The organism is Cerasicoccus arenae (genome assembly GCF_014651635.1).
Classification (GTDB): Bacteria; Verrucomicrobiota; Verrucomicrobiia; order Opitutales; family Cerasicoccaceae; genus Cerasicoccus; species Cerasicoccus arenae.
In genome coordinates this window covers 1-24,578 of sequence record NZ_BMXG01000031.1, presented here as the reverse complement: position 1 = coordinate 24,578, position 24,578 = coordinate 1, and the positions used below count along the sequence as shown (strand labels likewise).

The following is a 24,578-nucleotide window of genomic DNA, read 5'->3' as shown; positions in this document are numbered from 1 at the left end:
TTTTCGTCAAAAATGGAAACTAGAGCAAAGTTTGAGTATATCGTTACCCAAGAAAATGAGTCATTTCGCTGCTTTTACATCGAAGGGCAGCGCTTCGATCACGCGTATCATTACCACCCGGAAATCGAGCTAACGCTGATTCTGGAAAGCTCGGGCATGCGGCTGGTGGGCGATACACTGAAGCCCTTCATGCAGGGTGATTTGTGCCTCTTGAGTGAAAACCTGCCCCACCTCTACCACAATGGCGAGTTGACCGAGGCTAAGCCCGACCAAAAAGCCCGCGCCATCGTCCTACAATTTCGACGCGACTGCCTCGGCGGGGTCTTTGACTCAGCCGTCGAGCTACAAGCCATCAGCAAAATGCTCGACCGCGCCAACCGCGGGCTCCGCTTTCCATCGGAAGCCGCAAGAGCCATCCAAGGCCAAATGACGACTCTTCTGCGCGCCCGCGAGAGCGAACGCCTCTGCCTGATGCTTGAGGTTCTTGACTACCTCGCCAAGTACAACTCCGAGCCAATCGCCAGCGCTGGCTACCGGCCTAATCTCAACGACTATCGCTCTGAGCGTATCAGCAAGGCCTCTCATTACATCTTGAATCACTTCCACGAAGAACTCACCCAGGCCGATGTCGCCCGCCACATTGGCATGACAACATCCGCCTTCAGCCGTTTTTTCCAGCGCACGACCAACCAGTCCTACGCGAAATTTTTGGGCGATATTCGCATGGGCCACGCCTGCCACCTGCTCCTAGAGTCCGATATGCCCATCACCGATGTCTGCTACGCCGCTGGCTTCAGTAACTTGTCCAATTTCAACCGCCGCTTTAAGGCCCGCCTCGGCCGCTCCCCGCGAAGCTACCGAGACTTAACCGCGTTCTAGTACCACTCCAAAGACCTCCTCAAAGGTGGCGCAGGCGCGTCCCTTTATGCGGGAGGTGCGACCTCCGGCGTAGGAATCTCTCCATTGGGCATAAAAAAACGCGAACGGCAGATAGCCATTCGCGCTTTTTGGAGAAAATCTTGCGTTGATCAATACCCGCCGGTTGTGCCGATGGGGATCTGGACCTGGAAGATGACCTGATTGTCCGAAGCGGCGCGCACGGGTGGAATCCAATAAATGCGGAGTGCGAAATAATCGAACTCGCGGTGTAGATAAGGAAAGAGCGCTGGGCCAACTGGGACGCCCCAAGTGGTCTCGAAATTACGCTTGTAAAGGACCATGAACTGAGCGCCCACATCGACAACCGGGTTGTGCCACTGGATCGAGGTGCCTATGTCCGCAGCGAAGTCGCGGGTGGAGTCATAGGGGATGATATCGGCGTTGACTGCCCAAATGAAGTCCTCGCCACGGTGCAGCTCGTAGGTGAAGCCTACGCCCCAAGTCCACTCGTTGAGCGGCTCCTCGTACCATTCGAGGTCAGGCTTGAAGTGCCATGCGTAGATCGTGGTATTGATGGCGAAGTTAGGCTGATCCTGCTTGTAGCGAAAATCCCAGTCCAGCGTCGGGAGCCAATCCCAGCTGTCGGATGTCTCAACGGGCACACCAGGGTTGGCGTGTGTCGCCATTTCCGTGCTCACACCGGTTTCCTCGTGGGGAACGGCGTGCGGCGTGTCCTCAGCGGTCGCAAAAGCGGTGCCGGCGAGCAAGAATAGAAGTGAAGCAGTATATTTGCGCATGATCAAAAACACGGGAATGTGTATTTGCGCCGCCAAAGGTCAAGCGCGGACGTGTTTTAAACGCAGGCCAGCGGTTGGTGATAATCCCCCAATTCGCGAATTTGAAAACAAACTGTCGTTTATAATCCTAGGGCGTTTTATCTGAACACAACTAAGTGTGGATGATCTTTCTAAAGGTGGAGCCCGGTGTCCCTACCGGGCTATTTCATCCTGCTAGCTGAGAGGCAATGAGGCCCAGTAGGGACACCGGGCTCCACCTTTTAGAGGCTCCGCATTTTTAGAGCGCTACACATAATAAAGCTCCCCGCTATTCCTATCAGGGCAGAATCAACTCTATGAGTTTTGCTTCTGCCAGACATACGGCCAATCTTCAGGCTTTTCACATAATCCGGCTCTGACGGGATTCATTCGGATGTAGTGGGCTTTTTCCTCGTAGAAATCTTGATTGCGGATTCGGTGATCGAAAAAGTCTTTTTGCCAATCGATGCCTTGGTTTCTGGTCAGGTATCGTTTCCAGAGGTTGACAGTATCTTTCATGCTGCGCTTGCCGTTGTTGAAAGAAATAAGTCCGTGTGTATGGTCGGGCATCACCATCAGCAAATTCACCCACCAGAAGCATTGGTCCTCGTAGTATTCCGCCGCCTGCTGGATGCCTCGAAAGGCTTGCTCGTTGGCCCAAGAATTGATGCCGCGATGCAGACAATTGACCGTGATAAACATGGTTTCGCCATCGGGAACCCAACTGGGAATTTCATGGGGAAGCCGTTTGCTGAGATTTCTGGCCACATGCATAAAGCTTAGGCGCTTCCATGCTTTGGCAATGAAATTTTATTTAATTGAATTTGATGCGTTCAAAGGTGGAGCCCGGTGTCCCTACCGGGCTGTTTCATCGTGCTGGCTGAGAGGCAATGAGGCCCGGTAGGGACACCGGGCTCCACCCTTAATAAAGGCTTCACTCGTTCTCAGAGCTCCACCTTTGAATGCAGTCCCCTGCCCCGCAAAAAAACCGGGCGCGGAGATTTGCTCCGCGCCCGGCCTGGGGTCACTTGGCAACCAACAAGCCAAGCATGTGTATCAAGTTAAATGTTAATTCGGGAAGTTGGCCAGGGGCTCGCCGCCGTAGACTTCTGTCTGGCGGGCGACGGCACCAGTGAAGCCAGCGTTGTAGTCCATCGCGACTTCGTTGGTGATGTAATCGCCGCGGTCATCCACGTAGGAATAGTCGTCGTCCGACTTTGGGCCGCCGACCAGTGCGCCGTAGAGGACGTGCTGGTTATTGACAGGCGAGTTGATGTTGTTCGTGGTCGAACCGTGTGCGGCGCGGTGGTGCGGGTTGATTGGCGGGTTGTTGCCGAATCCGACCACGTAGCTGCGGCCAACGGGATTGTCGCCCAACATGTAGTCGAGCTGGTCTGCGGCAAAACCGGTGTAGACGCCGCCCTTGTCGTTGACCGTGTCACCGTAGATGAAGGCCATCATGGAGGTGTTTGCGGTGTAGCGGAGGCTGCCCCACTGGTCGAGCCAAGCTAGGCCGCCGTCGGTCTTTTTGATGGAGCCGTTAACCCAATTGTCGAGCCAGCCTTCGACCTGCTGCTTATACTTGGACTTGCCGGTGATCTGCGCCAAGAGCAAGGCAGCGCCGTGGGACTTGTCATCCCAATTAATGGTCCAGCTCTTGTTGATGCCGTTGATGTTGGCGTCCCAGTAGTTCTCAGCTTTGGTCAGGTAAGCGGCTTCTCCGGTGGCCTTGTAGAGCCAGAGCGCGCCCCAGACGAGCTCGTCATTATAGCCGGACCAAGAGTTGTAGAACGACGTCACGTTGTTGATCGCGTCGGAATACTTGCCGCGGTAGGTGTCGGCGAAGTTATAGAGCTCGCGAGCATGGCTCAGCAACTGGTCGGCGTAGGCCGGGTCGCTGTCACGGAAGATGATCGAAGCGGCGGCCAGAGCGGCAGCGGCTTCACCTGCGACATCAGAGCCGGGATTCTGCGCGTCGACCTTGTAGGAAGGGCGATTCATGGTCATCAGCTCGGGCGGGCCCCAGAAGGAGTGGTCCGCGTGGCCGTCACCCACCTGAGCGTAGAACACATTGGCGGATGGGTGAGCCTTCATGAGCCAGTCGGTGCCCCAGCGGATCGTGTCCAGTGCTTCGTCGAGCTGGCCGGAGTCGGCGTAGCCCTGCTCATACTGGTCGATGCCCCAAGCCAACAGCGTCAGCGAAGCCGACATTGGCAAGGCGAACTTTACGTGGTCACCCGCGTCGTAATAACCACCGCTCAAATCGAGGCCCACATCGGCACCGTCGTTAAGGGCGGAATCTCCGCGCCAGCTGACACGGTTGTCGTCGGGCAATTCACCGGAGCGTTGGACTTCGTAGAAGAAGAGCGATTTCTGCAGAACTTCGCCGTAGTTGAACGCGCCCAAGCCAGGATCGCCGGTGTTACCGCCAGTGTCGCCACCGGTGGAACCACCCGTATCGCCGCCCGTGGAACCGCCGGTATCTCCGCCGGTGCTGCCACCCGTTGAGCCGCCGCTGGTTGCTTCTTCAGAGAAGACTTCTGCGGTGACGCGGATCAGGCTGTCGGGGTTGCTGGGGTCGCGGATGTCATTGGACAATTCCCAGAACATCACGCCGCCAAGGCCTTCTTCGTCAATATACTGCAACTTGCGTTCGACTGCACGAGGGCTGTCGTAGCCAGCCCAGGAACCACCGTTGAGCGTGGCGCTGTAGAAGTAACTGACTTGCGCATCGGCGTCCCAGTATTCGACGTTGTTGGCCGAATCGCTGTCGATGAGCGCGGCGATGGTGCGGTAATCCGCCATGCCGGGTTCTTCGGCGATTGTACCAAAGCCCACTCCGGACGCACCCTGATAGAGGCCGTTGTTGTTCGCAGGCACACCCTTCCAGGTGTAGCCGTAGAGCGGAATGCCCAGGTTGAGCTTCGCGGCGGGAACGCCGGCAGCGATCATGCCTTGGATAGTCGAGTCCGCATTGTAGCGGTCACTGTCAGGGCTGGCTGGGTTGTCGAAGAGCGGCGCATTGTGACCAGTCCTGTTTGCTATCCAGCGACCGTGGTAATCGTAGGTCATGGCGTTGATCCAGTCCAACTCCACGGCTAGGCCGGCGAGATTGATTTTCTCATACTTATCGTAACCAGCAGGCACCGCGGCGCTGATCAGGTATTCCTTGCCGTCGATGGCGCTCTGGGCGTCGAACTGGGCACGGATGGCACGGGCCAGCAAAACGTAGTTTTCGCCATCGGCTGGGCTGACGTTGCTGTTCGCATCAGTTGCAACGACTGGGTATTCCCAATCAAGGTCCACGCCGTCGAATTGATACTGCACCACGAAGTTGCGCACTGACTGGGCAAACTTGTCGCGGCTAGCCGCCGAAGCAGCGATGTCGGAGAAACGGCCCGAGTCAAACCAACCGCCCACAGCGATCATGGTTTTAAGGCCGGGATTAGCAGCCTTCAGCTCAATGTATTGATTGAAGATGCCCTTGAGTGGTTGATCCCAAGTATCGTCGCCATAGGACTTTTCAACGTCGGCATAGGTGTCGATAATCTCAATTTCGCCCGCCGTGGAAATCCGCGCAAAGGCGTGCACGATATGCGTCAATTGATCCGCTGGGATGTCTTCGGGCTGATAGTCACGGCCATAGATACCCCAGCTAGGGAAGTAGGCCACGATGCGCTTGCGATAGTCGCCGAGGTCGGCATTGCCGCCCGTGGAACCACCCGTATCGCCACCAGTCGAACCACCCGTGTCACCACCGGTTGAACCACTATTATCTCCGCCGGTGTCGCCACTAGTGGAGCCATCATTGCCAGAAACGGCTGTGCCGTTGAGCGTAATATTAGTCGGGAAGGAAGACACGCCGCCAGGGCCGCCATTGAAGCCAAACTCAACCGTGCCATCGGCTGGAATTGCACCGTTGTAGGACACATTTTTGATCGTGTAGCGGGTGCCGACATGTGAAACGATTTCCGCGCTCCAGATGTCAGTGATGTCGTAGGACCAGTCAAAGCTGAGCGTCCAATTAGAAATCGCTGAGCCAGTCACATTGGTTACGACGGCATTTGCTCCGAAGCCGCTGCCCCAGTCATTAGTAATCGTCAAGGTGAGGCCATCACTGTCTGTTGAACCACCGGTATCGCCACCGGTATCACCACCAGTATCTCCGCCGGTATCTCCGCCGGTATCGCCGCCAGTGTCACCACCCGTGTCACCACCCGTGTCGCCGCCGGTATCGCCGCCAGTGTCACCACCCGTGTCACCACCCGTGTCGCCGCCAGTATCGCCGCCAGTGTCACCGCCAGTTGAACCGCCGGTCACAGCAACGCCGTTGATGGTGAGATTCGTGGGTTGGGTTGTGACATTGCCAGCCGTGCCATTGAAGCCGAACTCAACCATACCATTGGCTGGAACCGAGCCATTCCAGGCTTCGTTCTTCACCGTGTGCTTGGTGCCAACAACGGAAACCAGCTTGGCGTCCCAGATATTGGTGATCTTGTGATCCCAATCAAAAGTGATCGTCCAGCCATTCAGAGCAGAGCCGGTCGTATTGGTCAGCTTTGCGCTGGCCGTGAAGCCACTGCCCCAGTCATCACCAACATTTACATTAAATGCGCTGCTGCTGTCCGTATCTCCGCCAGTGTCGCCGCCAGTATCACCACCAGTATCTCCGCCAGTATCACCACCAGTATCTCCGCCAGTATCACCACCAGTATCTCCGCCAGTATCTCCGCCAGTATCACCACCGGTATCTCCACCAGTGTCGCCGCCGGTATCACCGCCAGTATCTCCGCCGGTATCTCCGCCCATGTCGCCATGGTCGTGATGCTCACTTATATCAACACCATTGAGCGAGACGTTAGTCACGTCGGCACCCGCGCTGGAACCTGAGGCTTGGAAACCAAACGTTACCGAACCGCCAACGGGAATATTGGGATTCCAACCCGCATTGGAGAGTTCATAGCTGTCACCCGTTCGGGTAACAACGTTGGCGCTCCAGAGGCTGGTGATTTCACGTGGAAAATCGAACTCCAATGACCAGCCGTTGATGGCAGATTCGAATGGGTTCGTCAGAGTCACGCTGCCAACGAAACCGCCGTCCCAAGAATCAGTGACGGAGAAATCGAGGTATTCGGAAGTCGCTCCGCCCATGTCCATGCCGTCAGGCGGTGTGGTTGTGTTACCGTTATCTTCGCCGAAGACGACATCACTCCAGGAGAAAAATGCTTCACCTGCTGGATCGATGCGTTGCCAAATCACGTAAATGCCGTGTCGGCCCTCACGCTCAGGTAAATCTAGTGAGAAGAGGTATTCGTTACCCACAAGGTTCGCCGCGATGTTACCATCGAGCAGTTCCAAATCGTCCCAGCCCACGGATTGCAGCGGGTCATAATCTGGCTTGGTAATGTAGGCGATGAAGAAGCTGGGGTCATGCGGTACATGCGCATGATAAACGAAATCGTAGGTGCCAGCAGTAATATGGGTCGCTGGCCAGTCGTCGCGCAGAAGGTTTAGACCGGCGTATTTTTCACGTCCTGCTCCCGGCAGTTGGCCGTCGGGGATCAACTCTTGATAGTTATAGTTGGGAGCAAGGCGGCTGACTTCACTCCAGTCGTAAAATGGCTGCGTGCCACCTTCGGCAATCGCAGCTTCACTTGAGGGAAAATCTGGAGATTGAGGATCCTCCAGAAAGATTTCATAAACTCGGCTAACAGGGTCTGCCATCGAGCCGTGGCCAAAGGCCGACGCACTCATGGTCAGCGAAGCCAGGCCGATTAAAAGTGTATGTTTCATAGTTTGATCTATCGAATTTGCATGGGCACAGCGACGCCAGGTCCAGGCGGAGCGCCAGAATTGAATGCCTGAGATTTCGTCAGGATTTTGAACAGGGGCGCACAGCCCCTGGTTACACAGCGAAGAAGAAACGGCAACAAGCCGACGCTATGTTACGGCGACAAAAAGGATGTTATATACTGGAGTCTTTTCATAATGATTTTCTGGTTCGGGACTCGCAGATCAGGTAATAATAAGAGTAGTTAACCCTCTACTTATTCCAAGTAGCAAAATTTCTTTTACTTTTTAATCATCAATCACTTAAGAACATTTTACAAACTACAGTATTTCCATTAGAAACAATTCCTTAATTCTATAGAAAATACCGACAAATTGTCCTTAAAGAAAAAAATGTTCATGATTTTTTCTGCTCAAATTAAATTATTGAATACCCTCCCCTTTCCCACCAAGTGACGTATTCGGCAATTCTGGTAGTTGACTGGAAGCGACAATCTGATAAGCCCATAACAGAATGAGTCGCCCCATTTTCATACTTGTAATCATTTACGCCATAAGCGCCCAACTGCTCATGGCCCAAGTGACACCTCGTCGGAGCAAACCCAACACCACCATCAACGAAACGCTGATTGACTACGGTCGCACCTACCAAAAAGCCGAAGACGCCGTACTTCAAAAAGCCAAGCTCAAGGCATATGACGGGGAATACGAACTGAAAAACATCGGGCTCGGTGGACGCGATGATGAGCATTACTGCATTATCGAAATCCAGCACGAAATCTTTCGCCCCCAAAACCGACGTACGATCGACGAAGTAACCGTTGGCTACGGTCGCACCATGGCCATGGCCGAAATCGACGCCCGCTACAAAGCCGAACGCATGATTAACGAACGCCTCAACAGTGCTAAAGAACGACGCGCCCGCCAAGCAGCAGCAGAGGCTGCCCGCCAACGCGATAGCGCTGCATTGGGCAAAGAAGAACCCATCATTCTCGATAAGGACGACGACACCTCTTACATCCTGAAAAGCATCCGCTTCAGTGGTCGCTCTGACGACTACCAATGCTACATCAAGTTCGAGTACCTCGTGATGAAATAGCGGCTGGCTGACTTAGCGATTATCGGAAAAACCAGCGGGTGGCTCACCCTCGAAATAGACATCGCGGTTGGGCCGTGAGCCAGGGCTGTGGATATCCAGCATGACGAGCGGCTCGTCTTTCGTCACAAAGCCATGCTTCACTCCAGGCGGCAGACGTAAAAAATCCCCCGCAACCAGCGCGTGCTCCACACCGTTGAGAATCGCGGTCCCCTGCCCTGTCAGCACAAAATAAATCTCCTCTGCCTTGCGATGATGCGCAATGGTGGTGGTTGACCCCGGCGCAATCGTCACGCGATAGGCGGTCATTGCCAGTTCGTCAGCTTCGTCAATCAGCGATTCCAGAGCGTAGGGTCCAAGGCGCTGGGCGTTGTTTTCGCCCCCCGATGTCCGATGCACTATACGCGACGTTTCCATCCCAAGACCTTGGCGATTAAAGGCGATCGATTAAAGAATAAACACCGCGGAAAGAATACTCAGATCGCCATCCGGCGCTTTTTCAATAATCGCTCGAATAGGTCTAAATAACGAGCAGCGTTGTCACCCGATTGAAATTTCTGAATCGCAAACTCACGACCGCGACGGCTCATTTCTCCGCGAAGCGTGGCGTTGTCCACTAGAGCACCGAGCTGATCACGGAAAATCGCCGCGTCATTGAGCGGCACCGCGTATCCACTCAAGTCCGGCATAAAGCATTCCCGCACACCGCCAGTGCAATAGGCCACGACGGGAAGTCCGCACCACTGCGCCTCCACCAATGCATTGGGTTGAGATTCGGCCTGTGATGTAAATACCGCCACGTCGGCCCCCGCCAACAGCGGGAAGGGGTCTGCCACATTACCCCAAAATTTGACTTTCTCGGCAAGGCCAAGCTCGCGACACGCAGACTCGCATTCTTTGCGGGTGGGGCCGTCGCCCACGAGCCAAAGACGCCAATTGCCTTGTGGACGAAAATTAGCGAGGGCGGAAATTAACTCAGGCTGGCCTTTACCGGAGCGGAAGCCCGCCACCTTGAGGAAGACTGGTGACTCGCCGACGTCCTGCTCCTTGCGAATTTGCTCACGCAGCGCGTCCCGCTGACTCCAATCCCAATTACGGCCCACCGCATTAGGGGCCACAAGCACACGGTCACGAGCCACGCCGATTTCGCGCGCGCGCTCAGCCGTCCACTCCGCATTACAAACCACAGCGTCGTCCACACAAAGACTACGAGCATAGGCCAGCGGAATTGGGTTTCCGGTGCGCAACGTCCCCACAATAACAGACTCCGGCACGCGCTCCTTCAGCCGCAGACCGCGGCTGTTCGCCACCTTACCCATCAGCAGGATGATGTCGGGTTTCTCGGCGCGCAAGGTTGTCGTCAGGCCCGGCGTCCAGATGTTCAAATGCGAGTCAGCGGGCTGCAGGGCGATGCGGCGCGCGCTCAAATTTTTGCTCAACGCCCCGCCCGGGCGAAAAGTGACGACGAAGCTCTCTTGCCCGGCCATGGCAAAACGATTTGCCAAATGTACGGTGTGCTTTTCGGTGCCGCCAGTTCGCAGCCAATCCTGAATGATCGCGATCTTCACAATTTGTAATAGGCGCGCATCACGCGCTCGGTCAGGTTCCAGGTGCTGAAACGGGTGAGAAACGGCGCGACAACAGCTTGGAAAAAATCGCCACTGGTCACCACACCGCTCTTTTCTCTTTGCAACGCATGCAGTAAATCCTTCGCAGCCTTCGCGGGCAATGGTGCTGCTTGGAGGTGCTTATCGATGCTTTCCCAAGCCGTGGTGAGGCGCTCGTTTCCAAACTCCTCAGGACGCTTGGATGATGTATTGAACGAAGTCCGGTAATCACCCGGCTGAAAATCAATAATGCACACCCCGCTACCCGCGCACTCAGTCTGCAAACTACGGGAAAAATTCGAGATCCCCGCCTTGGCAGCGTTATAGAGGCTGAAAAATGGCAATGGAAAATCCCTCGCCAACGAAGCCACATTGACAATGGCACCGCCGCCTCGGGTGATCATGTGCGGATAGACCTGATGGCAAAGCGCAATCGGGCCATGTAGTAGCACGCGAAGCTGTTCACCGATGTCGTTCGGCTCAATCTCCTCAAAGGCACCAAACACGCCGTTGCCCGCATTGTTAATCAGGATGTCTATCTCGGGAAATAGCGGGTTCATTGCGCGGAGAAAGGCTTCCATACTGCGACCGTCGGCCAGATCGAGTGCGAGCGGATGCAGTTGATCATGCATCGGCAGACGTTGAGCATCGCGGCTGGTGGCCCAGACCTCGACTCCCTCTGCGAGCAGCATCTCAGCAAAGGCACGGCCGAGCCCCGTACTGGCCCCCGTAACCAAAGCTGTGCGATAGCGTTGCGACAATGATTGCATAAACCGTCTATGCTCCCCAATCTTCCTCGCTTGGTCAATTACGATGTCAGCTTCTAACGACACTCCCATCTTACTAGTCACGCACGAGTTTTACCCTAAACGCGGTGGTATCGCCACGTACGCAGAGGAAATGGCGCTCGCTGTGCAGGCAACGGGTCGAGACATCAGCGTCTGGGCCTCGAACCGCACAGGCATGCTCGACCGCAAGACTTGCTTACCGCTTCAACCGATAGCCAATGTCGGCAGCCTCGGTTGGACTTGCCGTCATGCCACGGCAACCAAGCTCCGCACTCAGCGAGCAGAAGTTGAGCGTAGCATTCTTTATCTGCCCGAGCCCGGCCCCATCTTTACGATGATGTATGCACAGCTACTCGGCTTGCCCAAACCTAAGGCGCTCGTTCTGACTCTTCACGGCACAGAGATCTTGCGCTTCAGCCGACTCCCGCACCGCAAATTCCTCTTCAACCGCCTCCTCCGCCAAGCTGATCGTATCGGGGTCGTATCAGAATACAACCGCGGCCTGCTGATCCAGAAATTTCCGTTGGTCGACCAATCGAAAATTCGCGTCGTTCCGGGCGCTCTTCGTCATGATTTTGAAGACCCGCCCTCGCGCAAACGCGACCGTCTTTACTCCCGTGTGCGAGTAATCACCGTGGGGCGCATTCACCCCCGCAAAGGCCAACACTATGTCATTGAGGCCCTCGCTCGCATGCCCGAAGACCAACGTTCTCAGGTCGAATACCACATCGTCGGGCCCATTGTAAAAAGCGGGCGTGAATACGTCGAACAGCTCAAAAAAACCGCCGCCGAGTCAGGCATCCCGGTCGAGTTCGTTGGCGAAGTTGAAGACGACGAATTGCCGCAACAATACGCCGACGCCGACATCTTTGCGATGACGAGCGTACAAAGCGGTATCAGCATTGAGGGCTTTGGCCTCGTCTATTTAGAAGCCGCCGTCTGCGGTCTCCCCGTGGTCGCGCATCACACTGGCGGCGTCGCCGAGGCTGTCCGCCACGAACAAAGCGGGCTAGTCGTAGAACCGGGAGACGAAGACGCACTCACCAGCGCCTTTATCCGCCTGATCGATTCTCCTCAACTTCGTGAGGAAATGGCCACCGCTGGTAAGGCCCGTGCCGCCGAGCTCTCCTGGCAGGCAAACGTGGACGCTCATTTCTCCGAGTTGTGAGCGTAGAGGGCGTCTAAAAAGTCAATTGGTCTTCGCCTTCGAAAGTCTTTTTTAGACGTACTCGTTAAGAAATTCTATTTCTTTTTCATCGGAAGAAAGTCGTCGAATTCATCACTTTTGTCGCTCTTTTTATTGGGATTAACGGTGTCTTCCCTACCATCGTCTTTGGAAATATCAGGCATCGCCATGTCGTCTTCTGCTGCTTCTTCTTGGGCGGCTTTGGCAGCAGCAGCTTCAGCGATTTTAGCAATATCAGGCTCGTCCGATTCGTCGGCCATCTCGAAATCATCCATGTCGAGGCCTTCACTTTCGGCAGCAGCAGCGGCGGCTTCACTATCGGCCTTGGCCTTACCGGTAATATCAAGCGCGGCGGCTTCTTTCAGGCGTTCCTCTTCCAAATTATGTTTGCGCGCCTGCTCTTCAGCCAATTGATCTTCAGTGCGAATCATGTCTGGCGGCACGGTGCCAACGGCCTCAAGGATTGTTGTTAACCCATCGGACACTTTGAGGATCGAATCCTGGTGAAGCGTATACATGCCAGTGCGCATGGCGATGCGCTTGAGGTCGGCTGTTTCCATGCGATCATTGATGGCCTTAGTCAGCTCTTCGCTATTCTGCATCAGTTCGTGGATACCAACACGACCTCGCATGCCGTTGCCGCCACAGGCCTTACAACCACCTTCGGATGCACGGAAAATCGGGTGCGGCTCCCAGTTCGGCAAAGCCCGCATCATAATTTCCAACTCATTGCCCTCTGGCATGTATTCTTCCTTACAATTCTTGCAAATACGGCGCAGTAGACGCTGTGCGCAAACCACCAGCATCGATGCCGAGATCATGAACGGCTCAATACCCATGTCGGTAAAACGGGCCACCGTCGACGGTGCATCATTGGTGTGCAACGTGGATAGCAGCAAGTGACCGGTAAGCGCGGCCTCGACCGCGATTTCCGCAGTTTCTTGGTCTCGAATTTCCCCCACTAGAATGATATCGGGGTCCATACGAAGATAAGCACGAAGGGCGCGCGCAAAGGTTAAGCCGATCTGCTTGTGCATCTGCATCTGATTGATGCCCGGGATGGTGTATTCGATTGGGTCCTCTGCCGTCTGGATGTTGATGTCCGGCGTGGCGATTTCACGCAAGGCAGAGAAAAGCGTCATCGACTTACCGGAACCGGTCGGCCCGCAGTGCAGGATCATCCCGTAGGGCTGGCGAATGCACTCTCGGTATTTCGAAAGATTGTATTCAGAAAAGCCTAGAGCGGTAATCGGCAACGCGCTCTTCGACTTATCGAGAATACGCATGACGATCTTCTCGCCAAAGTTCATCGGGCCAGTTGCCACGCGAAGGTCGATATCGATGTTCTTCTTCGTGTATTTCTTAAAAACAATACGGCCGTCCTGCGGGAGACGTTTCTCCGCAATGTCGAGCTCACTCATAATCTTGAAGCGTGCGCAGAGCGCCCCAGAAACCTGCTTAGGCAAGCGAAGCTTTTCCTGACAAACACCATCGATACGGTAGCGGACAATGAGGTCCTTTTCCTGCGGCTCAATGTGGATGTCAGACGCGCCCAGCACGTATGCATCCTCCACGATACGGTTGGCCAAAGTGATGATTGGAGCAGAGTCCTCATCTTCCAGATCGCCATCCCGCTTGCCTTCGCCTCCTTCAAATTCAGCACCAATGACATCGACCAAGCCTGCGATTTCAGCATCATCCGAGGCCTTTACTTCTGGACCGGCAGTGGTCTTGAAGATGTCCATGAGCATCTCATTAATGAGCGACTCCGGCGCGACCATCACCTCTTCCAAGCTCATCTCAGTGACTCGCTCAAACTCTTCCCTCGAATGGTAATCGTAGGGGTTGACCATCACTGCCGAAATACTGGTGGGAGTCAGTTGCTTGGTTGGCACCACGCCAGTCTTGCGGATGATCTCCTCACCGACAACTTCGAGCAGTTTTTCATCGATCTCCAGCTCCATCTTGTCGAGGACGAGACGGGAGTCAGTGAATTTGGCGATGTACGTAGCCAGCTTTTCATCTGGCATCTCGTATTTTGGATCAATCAGTCGCTGGATGAGCGGAGCGGTATATTCGGCGACCTCCTCGATCACCTTTAGATCATCGCGGCGGAACTCCGGGTGAATCGCATCGGGCTCTTTGTTGAGTAGCTGAATCGCGCCAATGCATTTGCTGCCAATGAGCGGCACGGTAACCATCGACGTGACATCAAAACCCGTGTCCTTGGACATGTTGAACATCGGGCGGGTATTTTCCTTGGACAAGGAGAAAAATGCTGGCTCGCCGCGCTCAATCACTTTGCCCACGATCCCAGTGCCCACTGGCAGCTCTAGTTCAAGTAACTTGGTCTCCTTCTCGCGGAATTCCTTCTCCCTAGCATGATTGTCACCCCATAGTGACGGGGAATAGTAAACGTATTTGAATCGGATCTTATTGCCCTGCACCAGATAAAACGTCATCGACTGCGCTTGCAGGAGCTCCACGATTTTACTGGAGGTCAGCTCAATGATGGAATCCACATCCTCTGGTTGTGGTTCCTTGTTGGAAATGATCTTGAGGAGAAGTGTACGACGTAATGGTGCAGATAGTTCAGAGTCAGGCATAACAGGTAGAATATTTTTGGGCAGTATAACGCCAAGCATCCGCAAGGCAATCGGTTATTTTGAGGGGCCTTCCCTGCGGTCCCCGCATTATTTCTCCGCTACACGATGACAGCAAATGTTCATTCCGGGGTCTGGCATCTGCTCCTCACTTTAAATCTCATTTTCGTCTTTCCTCTGAAATTCTTAGTGTCATTGTAGCGCATATGCCAGAAATCGACAACACGATTGCCGCTACTGAAGCGGACTTTGCCAAACTGATCGCTAACACGCGCTCGCTAATGCTTGCTACGGCTGGGAAATCACCGACTCCTGAGTCCTCCTACGTGCCCTATATCCGCGACGAACAAGGTGCATTCTACATTTTTGTCAGCGAAATGGCACGCCACACGATCAATCTGCGCGGCGGCAACCCAGCCAGCATCATGATCATCGAAGATGAGGCGGACGCTGTTCAAATCTTTGCCCGTCGACGCGCCACCTTCACTTGCCAGCCCGAGGAAATCGCACGCGACAGCGAAGAATGCACAATGCGACTCGACGCCTTTCGTGCGCGATTCGGCGGCATGATCGACACACTTGCCGGCATGAGTGACTTCCACCTGATCAAGCTTACACCAACAAGCGGTCGCGTCGTACTGGGATTCGCAGCAGCTTTTCGCGTGACCGGTGATAACTGGGATCAGCTAGAGCAGCGTGTCGCCACTGGCGCTAAAGGCCACCGTTAGCGGTTTACCGACTCAACCGTTCGAAGGGAGACCTTGCGGCGGTGATAGAGGAAGCAGCCCAGAAAGATGAAACCCAATCCAGATATGTAAATAGATGGTTCGGGTATCGGACTGGTGGAAATGGACACATTATCGATGCCAACTCCTTGCACTCCATTACCTGATACCCCGCCATTATTCGCCATTCCAAACAGATAGTAGGCGTAGCTCCCAGTTATGCTAAAAGTCTGCGTTTCCCACGTGTTAAGTGAACTAACAGTGCTCATCGCAGTAGGTGCTAACAGCGTGGTGAATCCACCAGCACCATTCGGAGCATTCAGGATGTTGCCATCGATCCCGATAGGCGTTGATAAGGCAGTCGCTAAATCACCCGAAATTCCATAAAGCACGAACGATAAATTTGAAGAATTTACAACCGCTGCGTCAGGGATAGCAATAACAGACGAGTCATTGCTCACAAAGCTGTCGAGCACCGCAATATCAATGGATAACTCGTTTACTGTTCCCGAAAGTGTGAACAGATTCCATGTGGTTGCCACAAAATTGGATTCGGTTTTTTCTGCTAAATAGAAACCTCCTGGATTTCCGGAGCTAGACGCATACTGTATAGAAGCAGTTTTGGGATTAGGAACACTTGCGGCTGCATCAGCATTTAAACTAAAGTTAACGCTATTTGAGGATACCCATCCAGCATTTAAGTCGCCCGATTGCAAAGTATAGCTACTCGCATCCTCTGCCTTGATTAAAGCATTGGATGAAATGTCGCCATTGACAATTAAACCCGCTGATAAGCCTCCAGCATATATAAAGGAAATGCAGAAAGCAGCGCATGCATTCATAATCATTTACAGATTGATTAAATCAATAAAAGTGGCCTTCACTTGCCGACGAGGCTTATTGTAAAGACTAAGACATCAATGCCTACACCTTTCTCACTGCCAGTCGACGGTGACGATATAGAAAGCAACCCAAAAGGATGAAGCCCAATCCAGAGATGTAGGTCGACACCTCTGGAACGGCAACGATTACGTTGTCAATGCTTACCCCTTGCACACCGCCTGACACACCGCTCAAACCGAACAGATAATAGGTATAATTCCCAGAGATGCTGAAGCTCTGAGTTTCCCAAGTATTGAGCGATCCGACAGCACTTAATGATGTTGGTGACACCAGCGCAGTGAATCCTGTGGTTGGCGCAGCAAGATTATTGCCATCAATCGATATTGCATCGGTCGCTAATGCACTTGAGAGAGCCGTTAAATCTCCCGAAAAACCATAAAGTGCAACGGATAGATTGGCAGAGTTCCCCGTCACCGCTCCTCCAATAGGATAAGTCAACGTATCGTTATTAACGTAACTGTCGAGCACCGCTACATCAATGGATAACTCAAAGACATCACCCGCAAGAGTGAATAAATTCCAGGATGTTGACTGAGATAGAGACGTGACATTTTCTCCCAAATAAAAACCTCCGGGATTTCCTGAAGTGGATGCGTATTGTATCGAAGCAATGTCCGACCCTGGGAAGATAACCGTAGAAAGTGCATTAAAATTATAGGTAACACTGTCTGATGATACCCAGCCCGCATTGACCTCGCTCGATTGCAAGGTATAGGTCGCTGCATCTTGAGGACTAGTCAATGCATCCGAAGAGATATCGCCGTTGACAATTAGACCTGCGGACAGGCCACTAACGAATAGGCAGGAAGCACAGAATGCAGTTGGTACGTTCTTAATCATGTGAATAGCGTAGGTTAAATAGATAGCTTTTTTAATAATTCATAAAAAACGTAAAACTTAACCAAAAAGTAGTCAATTAATTTGATCGGAACACATGCCAAACACAATTAAGACAAACACCCCAATTTCACTAAAGTCTGGAACCCACTATTCCATATAAATAATTCCTATCTAAATCCATAAATAGCACATTAACAGGCATTAACAAATAATCAATCATGCCTCCCGAGAAAAACACGCATATATTAGGGGTTACTTGAATGAGATGATTGACGACTCTACATCGAATCTCCCTAAATAGGGTTGTGATTTCCAAGAATCAGGCTCTTACCTTCAATAAAAATGCCCCCCGTGCTAGTGGGTACCGAGCTAAATGGGCACTGCTCACAATAAATGCATCAGCTCTCACATAGACAAGTCATCACCGGCGGCTGTATCCTGGCCTTCGGAGCAGCATTTCTCAATGCTGGCTTCATTATCAAGACCGGGACGTCGGTTAGCCATCTAACCGGTGACATTTCCCGTATCGCATCCGGAATATTTACGCTGACCGACGACACCGTCGAAGACCTGCTGATGGTCCTGGTCGCCACGATGGGCTTTATCACCGGTGCGACCTTATCGGGATACCTCATCCACCACCCAACACTGGAAATCAAGATGCCCTACGGTCGTATCCTATCAAGCCTTGGTTTCGTGCTATTTGCTGCACACTTTCTTTTTGATGAACACCCGATCGTGGCCATCAGCCTAGGCAGCATTGTCTGTGGTGCACAGAATGCGCTGGCGAGCCGATACCGCGGCGTCATCCTCAGAACCACACACCTAACTGGATTGTTCACTGACTTGGGGATTCACTTGGGCATGAAACTGCGAGGGCATCAAATCGAGAACTGGAAAATACTGATCCCCATCGTCATGGCGTTTTCCTTCTTCTTAGGGGCCGCCATTAGCAGCGCCTTGATTGTTTACGTCGACGTAGACTGGATTTTGATTGCGGCCATCGGCTACATCTTCGGCGGAGTCTCCTGGAGCGTTTATAAAAGACTCCCACTTCTAAGGCCAACGAACAGCTAGCCAAATTGTATGCTCTACGAATTTGGAAACGCCCTCTGAGGCTCCGATCAACAGAACCTCCCATATTATTTAGAAAACATACCGTTGGCATTGAATGTTTTTGTCTAGTGTGAGTCAAAACTGACAGAACGCGATGCAAACGACTATAGCTTTATTTTCATATTTTATAATACTATCTATATGCAATTCAGCTCAGGCAACTCAGGATTTCTCTCAGACAGCTTACGTATGGCAGCGTAACTGGACGTCCGCCGTTGAAACAGCTATCACCGCACATCAAAAAGACTTGAATGGACTGTCGGTATTAGCCGCTGAAATTACGCCAACTTCGGATCGTAATTATGTCGTCTCAGTCGCAATTAACTACGAGGCGCTCTTGCGCTCGCAGTTACCCATAACTCTAGTCGTCCGGGTTGGCAGTTATCCGGGGCCGTTTAATTCCGAGGCTGAGACAACCCAATGTCTGCTCGATACAGTCCGCAAGGTTCTCGCTGAATCTCAAAGACATGGCTTAATTCCACTCGCAATTGAAATCGATTTCGATGCGGCCACCAGCAAATTGGAAGGCTACCGCAGTTGGCTCAAGCAGCTACGCGCCCCTTTGGGCAACGTATCCCTGTCCCTCACCACACTCCCCACATGGATGACTCGTCCAAATGCGTTTGCTGAACTCGTGAAATCGGCTGACCATTTCGTACTTCAAGCTCATAGTATTAAACGTCCAGATTATCCCGATGACGCCATCGAACTTTGCAATGCAGAGCAAGCCCTAGCTTGGGCCGCCCAAGCGGCGACCTTTGATCGTCCCTTCCAATTGGCGCTTCCAACCTATGCCTATCAACTAGCCTTTGATGCAACGGGAAAACTGGTAGAAGTCTCGGGGGAAAATTTAGCGGCAGCCCTCAATTCCAATTGGGATTATCGTATCGTACGCGCCGATCCAGGAACAATGGCCCAAGTGGTCCATGATCTCGGCGTATCTACGCCACCAAATTGCCAAGGCATCATTTGGTATCGCATGCCCATCGTAGGCGATCTGCTTAACTGGGATGCCGTGACGTGGAAAACCGTCATTACTGGACATTCTTCCAAGCCAAGTTGGCAAGTCGAAGCCGTTGCTCAGATCAACGGATCCATAGAAATACAGGTAGTTCAAACCTCACCTGTCGCAAGCCCACCGCCCCAGACAGTCATCGTGCAATGGGCTGACGCCAAGGCTCAAGCCTGGGATGGCCAGCGCAACTACATCGTTGATACGACACAGCAAAATGAACTTTCCTGGCATCGAACCAACCATTCCGAACGTCTCCCACAAGGTACCCGCTGGACTGTCGGCTGGTTACGTATCAATCCCGCCACTGAACTGAAAATTTCCATAAGCCCATGACTATAAAACCGTTTTTCCTCATTGTCTCCGTCACGCTCATCGTCGCCCAGTCCAGTATCGCATGCGGGCCCTGGATCCCCACGCCTTACGTCGTTCGCAACGACAGGGTCTTTTTCGACGCCCCATTACTTACCTTCACATATGAGCTAAAGGAACAGCTCGACAAGTCCGCGCCCCACTCCGCCGTTCTTACCCAAGATGCGCCCAACGCCAGTCTCGAGCTGATCAAATCCTTACAACAAGCGGGCGTCTCTGAAGCTGAGCAACAGTCCATTCTGAATAAATACCAAGCGTATCGCAGCTTACTCAACGAGATTAAGAAAGATCACGACGCTCCAGCTGACTCGACCTATCGATCAGCAAAAGATGAAGAGAAATTACAAAGAGCCTACGCTGCGCTTCAAGACCAACTAGCCCCTGACGATTTGCCGTTGGAGTTCCAACTCTATCTAAATGGTGCGCTCGCCTATAACTTGGATGATGCCAACTCTGCGCAACAATATTGGAATGAGCTACTCGCACTCCCCCCTGAGAAACGCCCTGTTCAAACCGTCCCCGCCGCGTACATGCTCGCGCGACTAAGCCAAAAAACTGAAGCCCCGCAAAGGTATCAGCGTGTACGCCAATTAGTCGATTCGGGCTTTGTGGACATACATGGCCTCGCCGCCGCCAGCTATGGGTGGGAGGCCCAGGCACAACTCCTTCAAAAGCATTACGCCGAAGCGGTCAGCCTTTACATCCTCCAGTGGAAAGCAGGTTACGAAAATGCTGCCGCCAGCCTAAGAATTGTTGCACGCGAAATCTGGCAATCATCAGATGAATTGCAATTGGCCGAGCTAGTCCAAAACGACCAAGTCCGCGCCGTTCTGACCGCTGATCTGATCTGCCGTTACGACGCTACCAACACTCAAAATCTCCGCCAGCGTTTGTTGAATATGCTACCTAGCCCCCAATTATTAACTGTATCCGAAGCGGGCCGATTCGCCCTAATGGAATATCAGCAAAACAACCTATCCGCAGCAAAACTCTGGCTGGATTATGCAGACCCAAAAGACGCACTCGCACTTTGGATACGCAGTAAAATACTGCTACGCGATGGCCACATCGACGAAGGACGCACGCTATTAGTTGCCTTACTGGCGGACACCAATGAGAGTCAGCCCGACTGGAGCAGAATCGACACACGTCACGCCTGGGGTGAACTTGGCCTACTCATGCTGAATAAAGGAGCCTACCTCGAAGCGGCCGACTGCTTCGTCAATGCCGACAGTTGGTTGGACCTTGCTTATGTGCTTGAGCGTGTGCTCACCACCGACGAACTGATCACTTGGGCACGAAACGCTCCACCACAAAATGAAAATATGGCCTACCCGTTTTGCGAACCGCAATCGCTCATTGCCCGTCGCCTAATGCGGGAAGAACATTTTAACAAAGCATTGGAGTATTTTCCACCTTTAATTCGGATTCAGGCGGAGTCATATATGAACGCCATGCAGCAAGCCAGTGACCCGGCATTAGCTCCCCACTTGCGCGCTAAGAAATATTGGATGGCGGCCCGACTTACGAGGGACTACGGCCTAGAGCTTTTTGCCACTGAACTGATGCCCGACTATGCTTGGAGTTCTGGCAGTTTTGACCGCCCCAACGTCGTCGAGATGCGTCATACTAAAATCCAACACCGAGACTCTGAAGAGGAAATAAAACGCATCGAGGCCAGTGCCACGCTACCCGACCAACGTTTCCACTACCGCTATCGTGCCGCTCTGCTCGCCGAACTGGCCGCCGGATTACTCCCCAATAACGACGAAAACGCCGCCCGCATCTATTGCATCGCCGGTGGTTGGCTAAAGCATCGCGACCCCTACGCAGCCGATCGTTTTTATAAGCATCTCGTTGTTCGTTGCCCAGAAACAACGTTGGGCCAAGATGCCACCCAACGGCATTGGTTTCCGCCAGCTGAGTTCGTTACCAAGCAACCCTTCGAAGGCTGAAGAAATTTTCCGTCTCGCAAAGGAAACTCCATGAAAGGCTCGCCTTTGAATCCTTGTCTGCTCAAGTTGTGCGCGTAATGAATCGCGGTTTTTCGCTTACGGTTTACGCAATCAGCGCCGCCTTCTTCGGCTGCTTCCTGATCTGGCCCATCCTGCAAATCTTACAGGGTGGCTTCTTCGTCGATGGCGAATTCTCGCTCGTGTTCTTTGCCGAAGTCTTCTCCAATCCGATCTACCTGGAAGGCCTCGTTAACTCCTTCGGCATGGGGCTGTTCTCAACGATCCTCGCCCTGTTTCTCGCTCTGCCATTGGCCTATGTGGCCGACCGTTACGAGTTCCGCGGAAAGACCATCTGCCTCGGTCTGGCTCTGCTGCCGATTATGCTCCCCCCCTTCGTCGGCGCGATTGGCATCCAGCAAATCCTGGGGCGACACGGCGTGTTCAATGTCATCCTGACCAAACTCGGGCTGATGAATCCCGACATGCCGATGGACTGGCTGGCCGACGGGCGCTTCTGGGGCATCATCGTGCTCAATGCGCTCAGTCTCTACCCGATCCTCTATTTAAACACCGCCGCCTCACTCGCCAACATCGATCCAGCCATGGAGGAGGCCGCCGAAAACCTCGGCTGTCGTGGCTGGAAAAAGTTCTTTAAGATCACCCTCCCCCTCATGCGCCCAGGGCTCTTCGCTGGCTGCACAATTGTCTTCATCTGGGCCTTTACCGAGCTAGGCGTTCCTCTCATTTTTAATTTCCAACGTGTCACCTCGGTGCAGATTTTCGACGGGCTCAAGGAAGTAGGCAATAATCCCTTCCCCTACGCACTCGTCACGGTGATGCTCGTTTTCTCGATCGTGCTTTATCTGATTGGCAAAGGTCTTTTTGGCCGCAACACCTTCACCATGATGGCCAAAGCTGGCCACGCCAGCAGCGCGAAAAAACTGGGGCCACTAGGCCAAACACTTTGCCTCTCACTGTTCGTAGGGGTAAGCTTCATCGCGCTGCTTCCGCACCTCGCCGTCATCCTAATTTCCTTCTCCTCAGACTGGTATAACAGTATTTTACCGACTGGCTGGACCCTGCACAACTTCGAGCTCGCACTAAGCAACGGACTCACCGTACCGTCGATCCGCAACAGCCTCTTTTACGCGGGCGTGGCGACCCTCCTCAATGGTGCCTTCGGCTTGGCCATCGCCTACGTGGTCGTCCGCTCCAAGCTCCCAGGTCGAGGTGTGCTCGACACCTTGTCAATGCTTCCCCTCGCAGTCCCAGGCCTCGTCATGGCCTTCGGATACTTCACCATGGCCCAAGAGGGTAAATTCTTCGGTTTTCTCAATCCCATTGAAAACCCCACCTGGCTACTCATCATCGCTTACGCGGTGCGCAAACTACCGTTTATGGTGCGTAGCGCCGTAGCTGGACTTCAGCAAACATCAGAGACTTACGAAGAAGCTGCGCAAAACCTCGGTTGCCCGCCAGTCAAGGCCGCCTTTAAGGTCACTTTACCGCTGATCATGGCCAACCTACTCGCTGGTGCCATCTTGGCCTTTTCTCAATCAATGCTTGAAGTTAGCGACTCCCTCATCCTCGCCGTGAAGCAGGAGTTCTACCCAATCACCAAGGCTATGTTTGAGCTGATGAGCCTTCTCGGAGACGGCCCGTATCTCGCCTGCGCATTGGGCGTCTGGGCCATGTGTTTTTTGGCCGTGACCATCATCGGTGCCAACCTACTCCTTGGTAAAAGACTCGGTGCAATCTTCCGCGTCTAGCCAGGCTTTTGAGCGATCAGTCGAGATGTATAAACAGGCCCGAAGATATGGTCGAAGGCCACTAGTCACTCCATTAAAAAACAACCCCTTAGAATAGGTTGAGGAAATTTGGTCGCCCCCAAATAAGGATGACACTGGAAAGAAACCCCAGAACAAGCAGAACAATATACCAAGCGAAGTAGCTTTTTTCCGTGGATTTTTCATAGAAGCGCTGCCCGCTCCAACTCCCCAGCAAAGTAATAGGAAATAGCATCACTGCGGCCCCAGCATTCCCGAGGTGTAAAATGCCAAGAGCCACGAAAGGAATTAGCTTAAGTATATTTTGAACGAGCAGGAAATAAAGCTGTGCAGCGACGAAACGGTCTTTCTTCAAGCCTTGGCGAACAAAGTAAACGGTCATCATCGGTGAACCAGAGTTGGCCACGGTCTGGCTTAAGGCCAAGAGTGCGCCAACGCTGAAAATGCCATTAGTTTTTGGAGGACCGCCCCCCCCCCGAAACTTCGTGATCTGCTCACGGAAGGACACGAGCGCAACGTAGACCAACGAGAGGCCTGCAACAATGTACTCCATACGCTGATGCACCTCGTTTTCCTCCCCGGAGGCAATCAGCGACCATAGAATCAACCCACCCAAAATGGTGCCGAGAAATGCGGAGGGAATCAGCGGCTTGAGCAACGAAGCTTCCACTTCCTTTCGATGTTGCCAGCAACCAATAATCGCGGCTGGCACCATTAGCACAGCAATCACGGCAAGCCCATCCTTTGCACCCAACGCGAGCACCATCAATGGCGACACCACGAAACCTCCAGCACCAAGCCCGCTGCGGGCAAACCCCATTAGCCAAGCCGTAAACAACGCCACAGGCAGGCTAAACCACGGCAACGGTGGTTGGATGAGCGGGGCAACAACGTCGGTAAACGACACGACTAGAAATTAAGTGGGCAGAACACGATTGTCACGTCAAATGATTGCAGAACAATTAGTCTTTCGTCAGGGTTGGAAGCCAGATCTGTACAACCAGTAGGAATGAGAAGGCGTTTCCCCGGAACTGATACTTCTCAAGATGAGCAAAACACCGACTAAGCACCGCAAGACTAACGCCGCCTCCATCACCATTGGGG

The 24,578-nt window shown here is 53.2% G+C and carries 17 protein-coding genes and 1 pseudogene; 8 read left to right on the top strand and 10 right to left on the bottom strand.

The window, feature by feature from the left end:
- Window positions 1–12 precede the first annotated feature (12 nt).
- The gene (locus IE065_RS17105; protein ID WP_189517360.1) at window positions 13–879 is read left to right on the top strand and encodes a helix-turn-helix domain-containing protein; all 867 of its coding nucleotides are present in this window, start codon (window positions 13–15) and stop codon (window positions 877–879) included.
- A gap of 149 nt (window positions 880–1,028) precedes the next feature.
- Here the strand turns inward: IE065_RS17105 and IE065_RS17100 are convergent, their stop codons facing one another.
- The 3 genes and pseudogenes from IE065_RS17100 to IE065_RS17090 form a co-directional block, all read right to left on the bottom strand.
- Window positions 1,029–1,676 (bottom strand): hypothetical protein, encoded by a 648-nt coding sequence (locus IE065_RS17100; protein ID WP_189517358.1) that lies wholly within the window; start codon window positions 1,674–1,676, stop codon window positions 1,029–1,031.
- A gap of 333 nt (window positions 1,677–2,009) precedes the next feature.
- Window positions 2,010–2,462: an REP-associated tyrosine transposase gene (locus IE065_RS17095; protein ID WP_189517356.1), complete on the bottom strand. Its 453-nt coding sequence runs from the start codon at window positions 2,460–2,462 to the stop codon at window positions 2,010–2,012.
- 306 nt (window positions 2,463–2,768) lie between these two features.
- Window positions 2,769–7,487 (bottom strand): annotated as a pseudogene (locus tag IE065_RS17090) (glycoside hydrolase family 9 protein); the annotation flags it as partial.
- A gap of 511 nt (window positions 7,488–7,998) precedes the next feature.
- Here IE065_RS17090 and IE065_RS17085 point away from each other — a divergent pair.
- Window positions 7,999–8,583 (top strand): hypothetical protein, encoded by a 585-nt coding sequence (locus IE065_RS17085; protein WP_189517352.1) that lies wholly within the window; start codon window positions 7,999–8,001, stop codon window positions 8,581–8,583.
- Window positions 8,584–8,595: 12 nt separating this feature from the next.
- Here the strand turns inward: IE065_RS17085 and IE065_RS17080 are convergent, their stop codons facing one another.
- The 3 genes from IE065_RS17080 to IE065_RS17070 are packed head-to-tail and all read right to left on the bottom strand — an operon-like array spanning window position 8,596 to window position 10,957.
- Window positions 8,596–8,997: a cupin domain-containing protein gene (locus IE065_RS17080; protein WP_189517350.1), complete on the bottom strand. Its 402-nt coding sequence runs from the start codon at window positions 8,995–8,997 to the stop codon at window positions 8,596–8,598.
- 59 nt (window positions 8,998–9,056) lie between these two features.
- Complete coding sequence (locus IE065_RS17075; RefSeq protein ID WP_189517347.1) at window positions 9,057–10,148, bottom strand: glycosyltransferase; 1,092 nt, start codon at window positions 10,146–10,148, stop codon at window positions 9,057–9,059.
- Entirely contained in the window at window positions 10,145–10,957 is an 813-nt protein-coding gene (locus IE065_RS17070; protein WP_189517345.1) for an SDR family NAD(P)-dependent oxidoreductase, read from the bottom strand. The genes IE065_RS17075 and IE065_RS17070 overlap by 4 nt, the downstream gene beginning before the upstream one ends.
- Window positions 10,958–11,000: 43 nt before the next feature.
- Here IE065_RS17070 and IE065_RS17065 point away from each other — a divergent pair, with 43 nt between their 5' ends.
- Window positions 11,001–12,143 carry a glycosyltransferase family 4 protein gene (locus IE065_RS17065; protein WP_189517343.1) on the top strand — a complete coding sequence of 381 codons (1,143 nt, stop codon included), beginning with the start codon at window positions 11,001–11,003 and terminating at the stop codon, window positions 12,141–12,143.
- 74 nt (window positions 12,144–12,217) lie between these two features.
- Here IE065_RS17065 and IE065_RS17060 read toward each other — a convergent pair whose 3' ends face one another.
- Complete coding sequence (locus IE065_RS17060) at window positions 12,218–14,767, bottom strand: GspE/PulE family protein (RefSeq protein ID WP_189517341.1); 2,550 nt, start codon at window positions 14,765–14,767, stop codon at window positions 12,218–12,220.
- A gap of 203 nt (window positions 14,768–14,970) precedes the next feature.
- Here IE065_RS17060 and IE065_RS17055 point away from each other — a divergent pair, with 203 nt between their 5' ends.
- Entirely contained in the window at window positions 14,971–15,492 is a 522-nt protein-coding gene (locus tag IE065_RS17055; RefSeq protein ID WP_189517339.1) for a HugZ family pyridoxamine 5'-phosphate oxidase, read from the top strand.
- On the opposite strand, the gene IE065_RS17050 is transcribed toward IE065_RS17055, so the two are convergent.
- Both IE065_RS17050 and IE065_RS17045 read right to left on the bottom strand, forming a co-directional pair.
- Entirely contained in the window at window positions 15,489–16,331 is an 843-nt protein-coding gene (locus IE065_RS17050; protein ID WP_189517337.1) for a hypothetical protein, read from the bottom strand. The two genes, IE065_RS17055 and IE065_RS17050, sit on opposite strands and share 4 nt — an antisense overlap.
- Before the next feature lie 82 nt (window positions 16,332–16,413).
- The gene (locus IE065_RS17045) at window positions 16,414–17,232 is read right to left on the bottom strand and encodes a hypothetical protein (protein ID WP_189517335.1); all 819 of its coding nucleotides are present in this window, start codon (window positions 17,230–17,232) and stop codon (window positions 16,414–16,416) included.
- Between the two features lie 393 nt (window positions 17,233–17,625).
- Between IE065_RS17045 and IE065_RS17040 the strand changes: the two genes are divergently transcribed.
- From IE065_RS17040 to IE065_RS17025, 4 genes are all read left to right on the top strand, one after another.
- On the top strand, window positions 17,626–18,309 hold the full coding sequence (locus tag IE065_RS17040) for a YoaK family protein (RefSeq protein ID WP_189517333.1): 684 nt from the start codon (window positions 17,626–17,628) through the stop codon (window positions 18,307–18,309).
- 286 nt (window positions 18,310–18,595) lie between these two features.
- The gene (locus IE065_RS17035; RefSeq protein ID WP_189517331.1) at window positions 18,596–19,696 is read left to right on the top strand and encodes a DUF3142 domain-containing protein; all 1,101 of its coding nucleotides are present in this window, start codon (window positions 18,596–18,598) and stop codon (window positions 19,694–19,696) included.
- On the top strand, window positions 19,693–21,687 hold the full coding sequence (locus IE065_RS17030; protein ID WP_189517329.1) for a hypothetical protein: 1,995 nt from the start codon (window positions 19,693–19,695) through the stop codon (window positions 21,685–21,687). Before IE065_RS17035 ends, IE065_RS17030 begins: the two co-directional genes overlap by 4 nt.
- 53 nt (window positions 21,688–21,740) lie before the next feature.
- On the top strand, window positions 21,741–23,456 hold the full coding sequence (locus IE065_RS17025) for an ABC transporter permease (protein WP_200163429.1): 1,716 nt from the start codon (window positions 21,741–21,743) through the stop codon (window positions 23,454–23,456).
- 88 nt (window positions 23,457–23,544) lie between these two features.
- Here IE065_RS17025 and IE065_RS17020 read toward each other — a convergent pair whose 3' ends face one another.
- Complete coding sequence (locus tag IE065_RS17020) at window positions 23,545–24,381, bottom strand: sulfite exporter TauE/SafE family protein (protein WP_200163428.1); 837 nt, start codon at window positions 24,379–24,381, stop codon at window positions 23,545–23,547.
- Window positions 24,382–24,578: the final 197 nt, after the last annotated feature.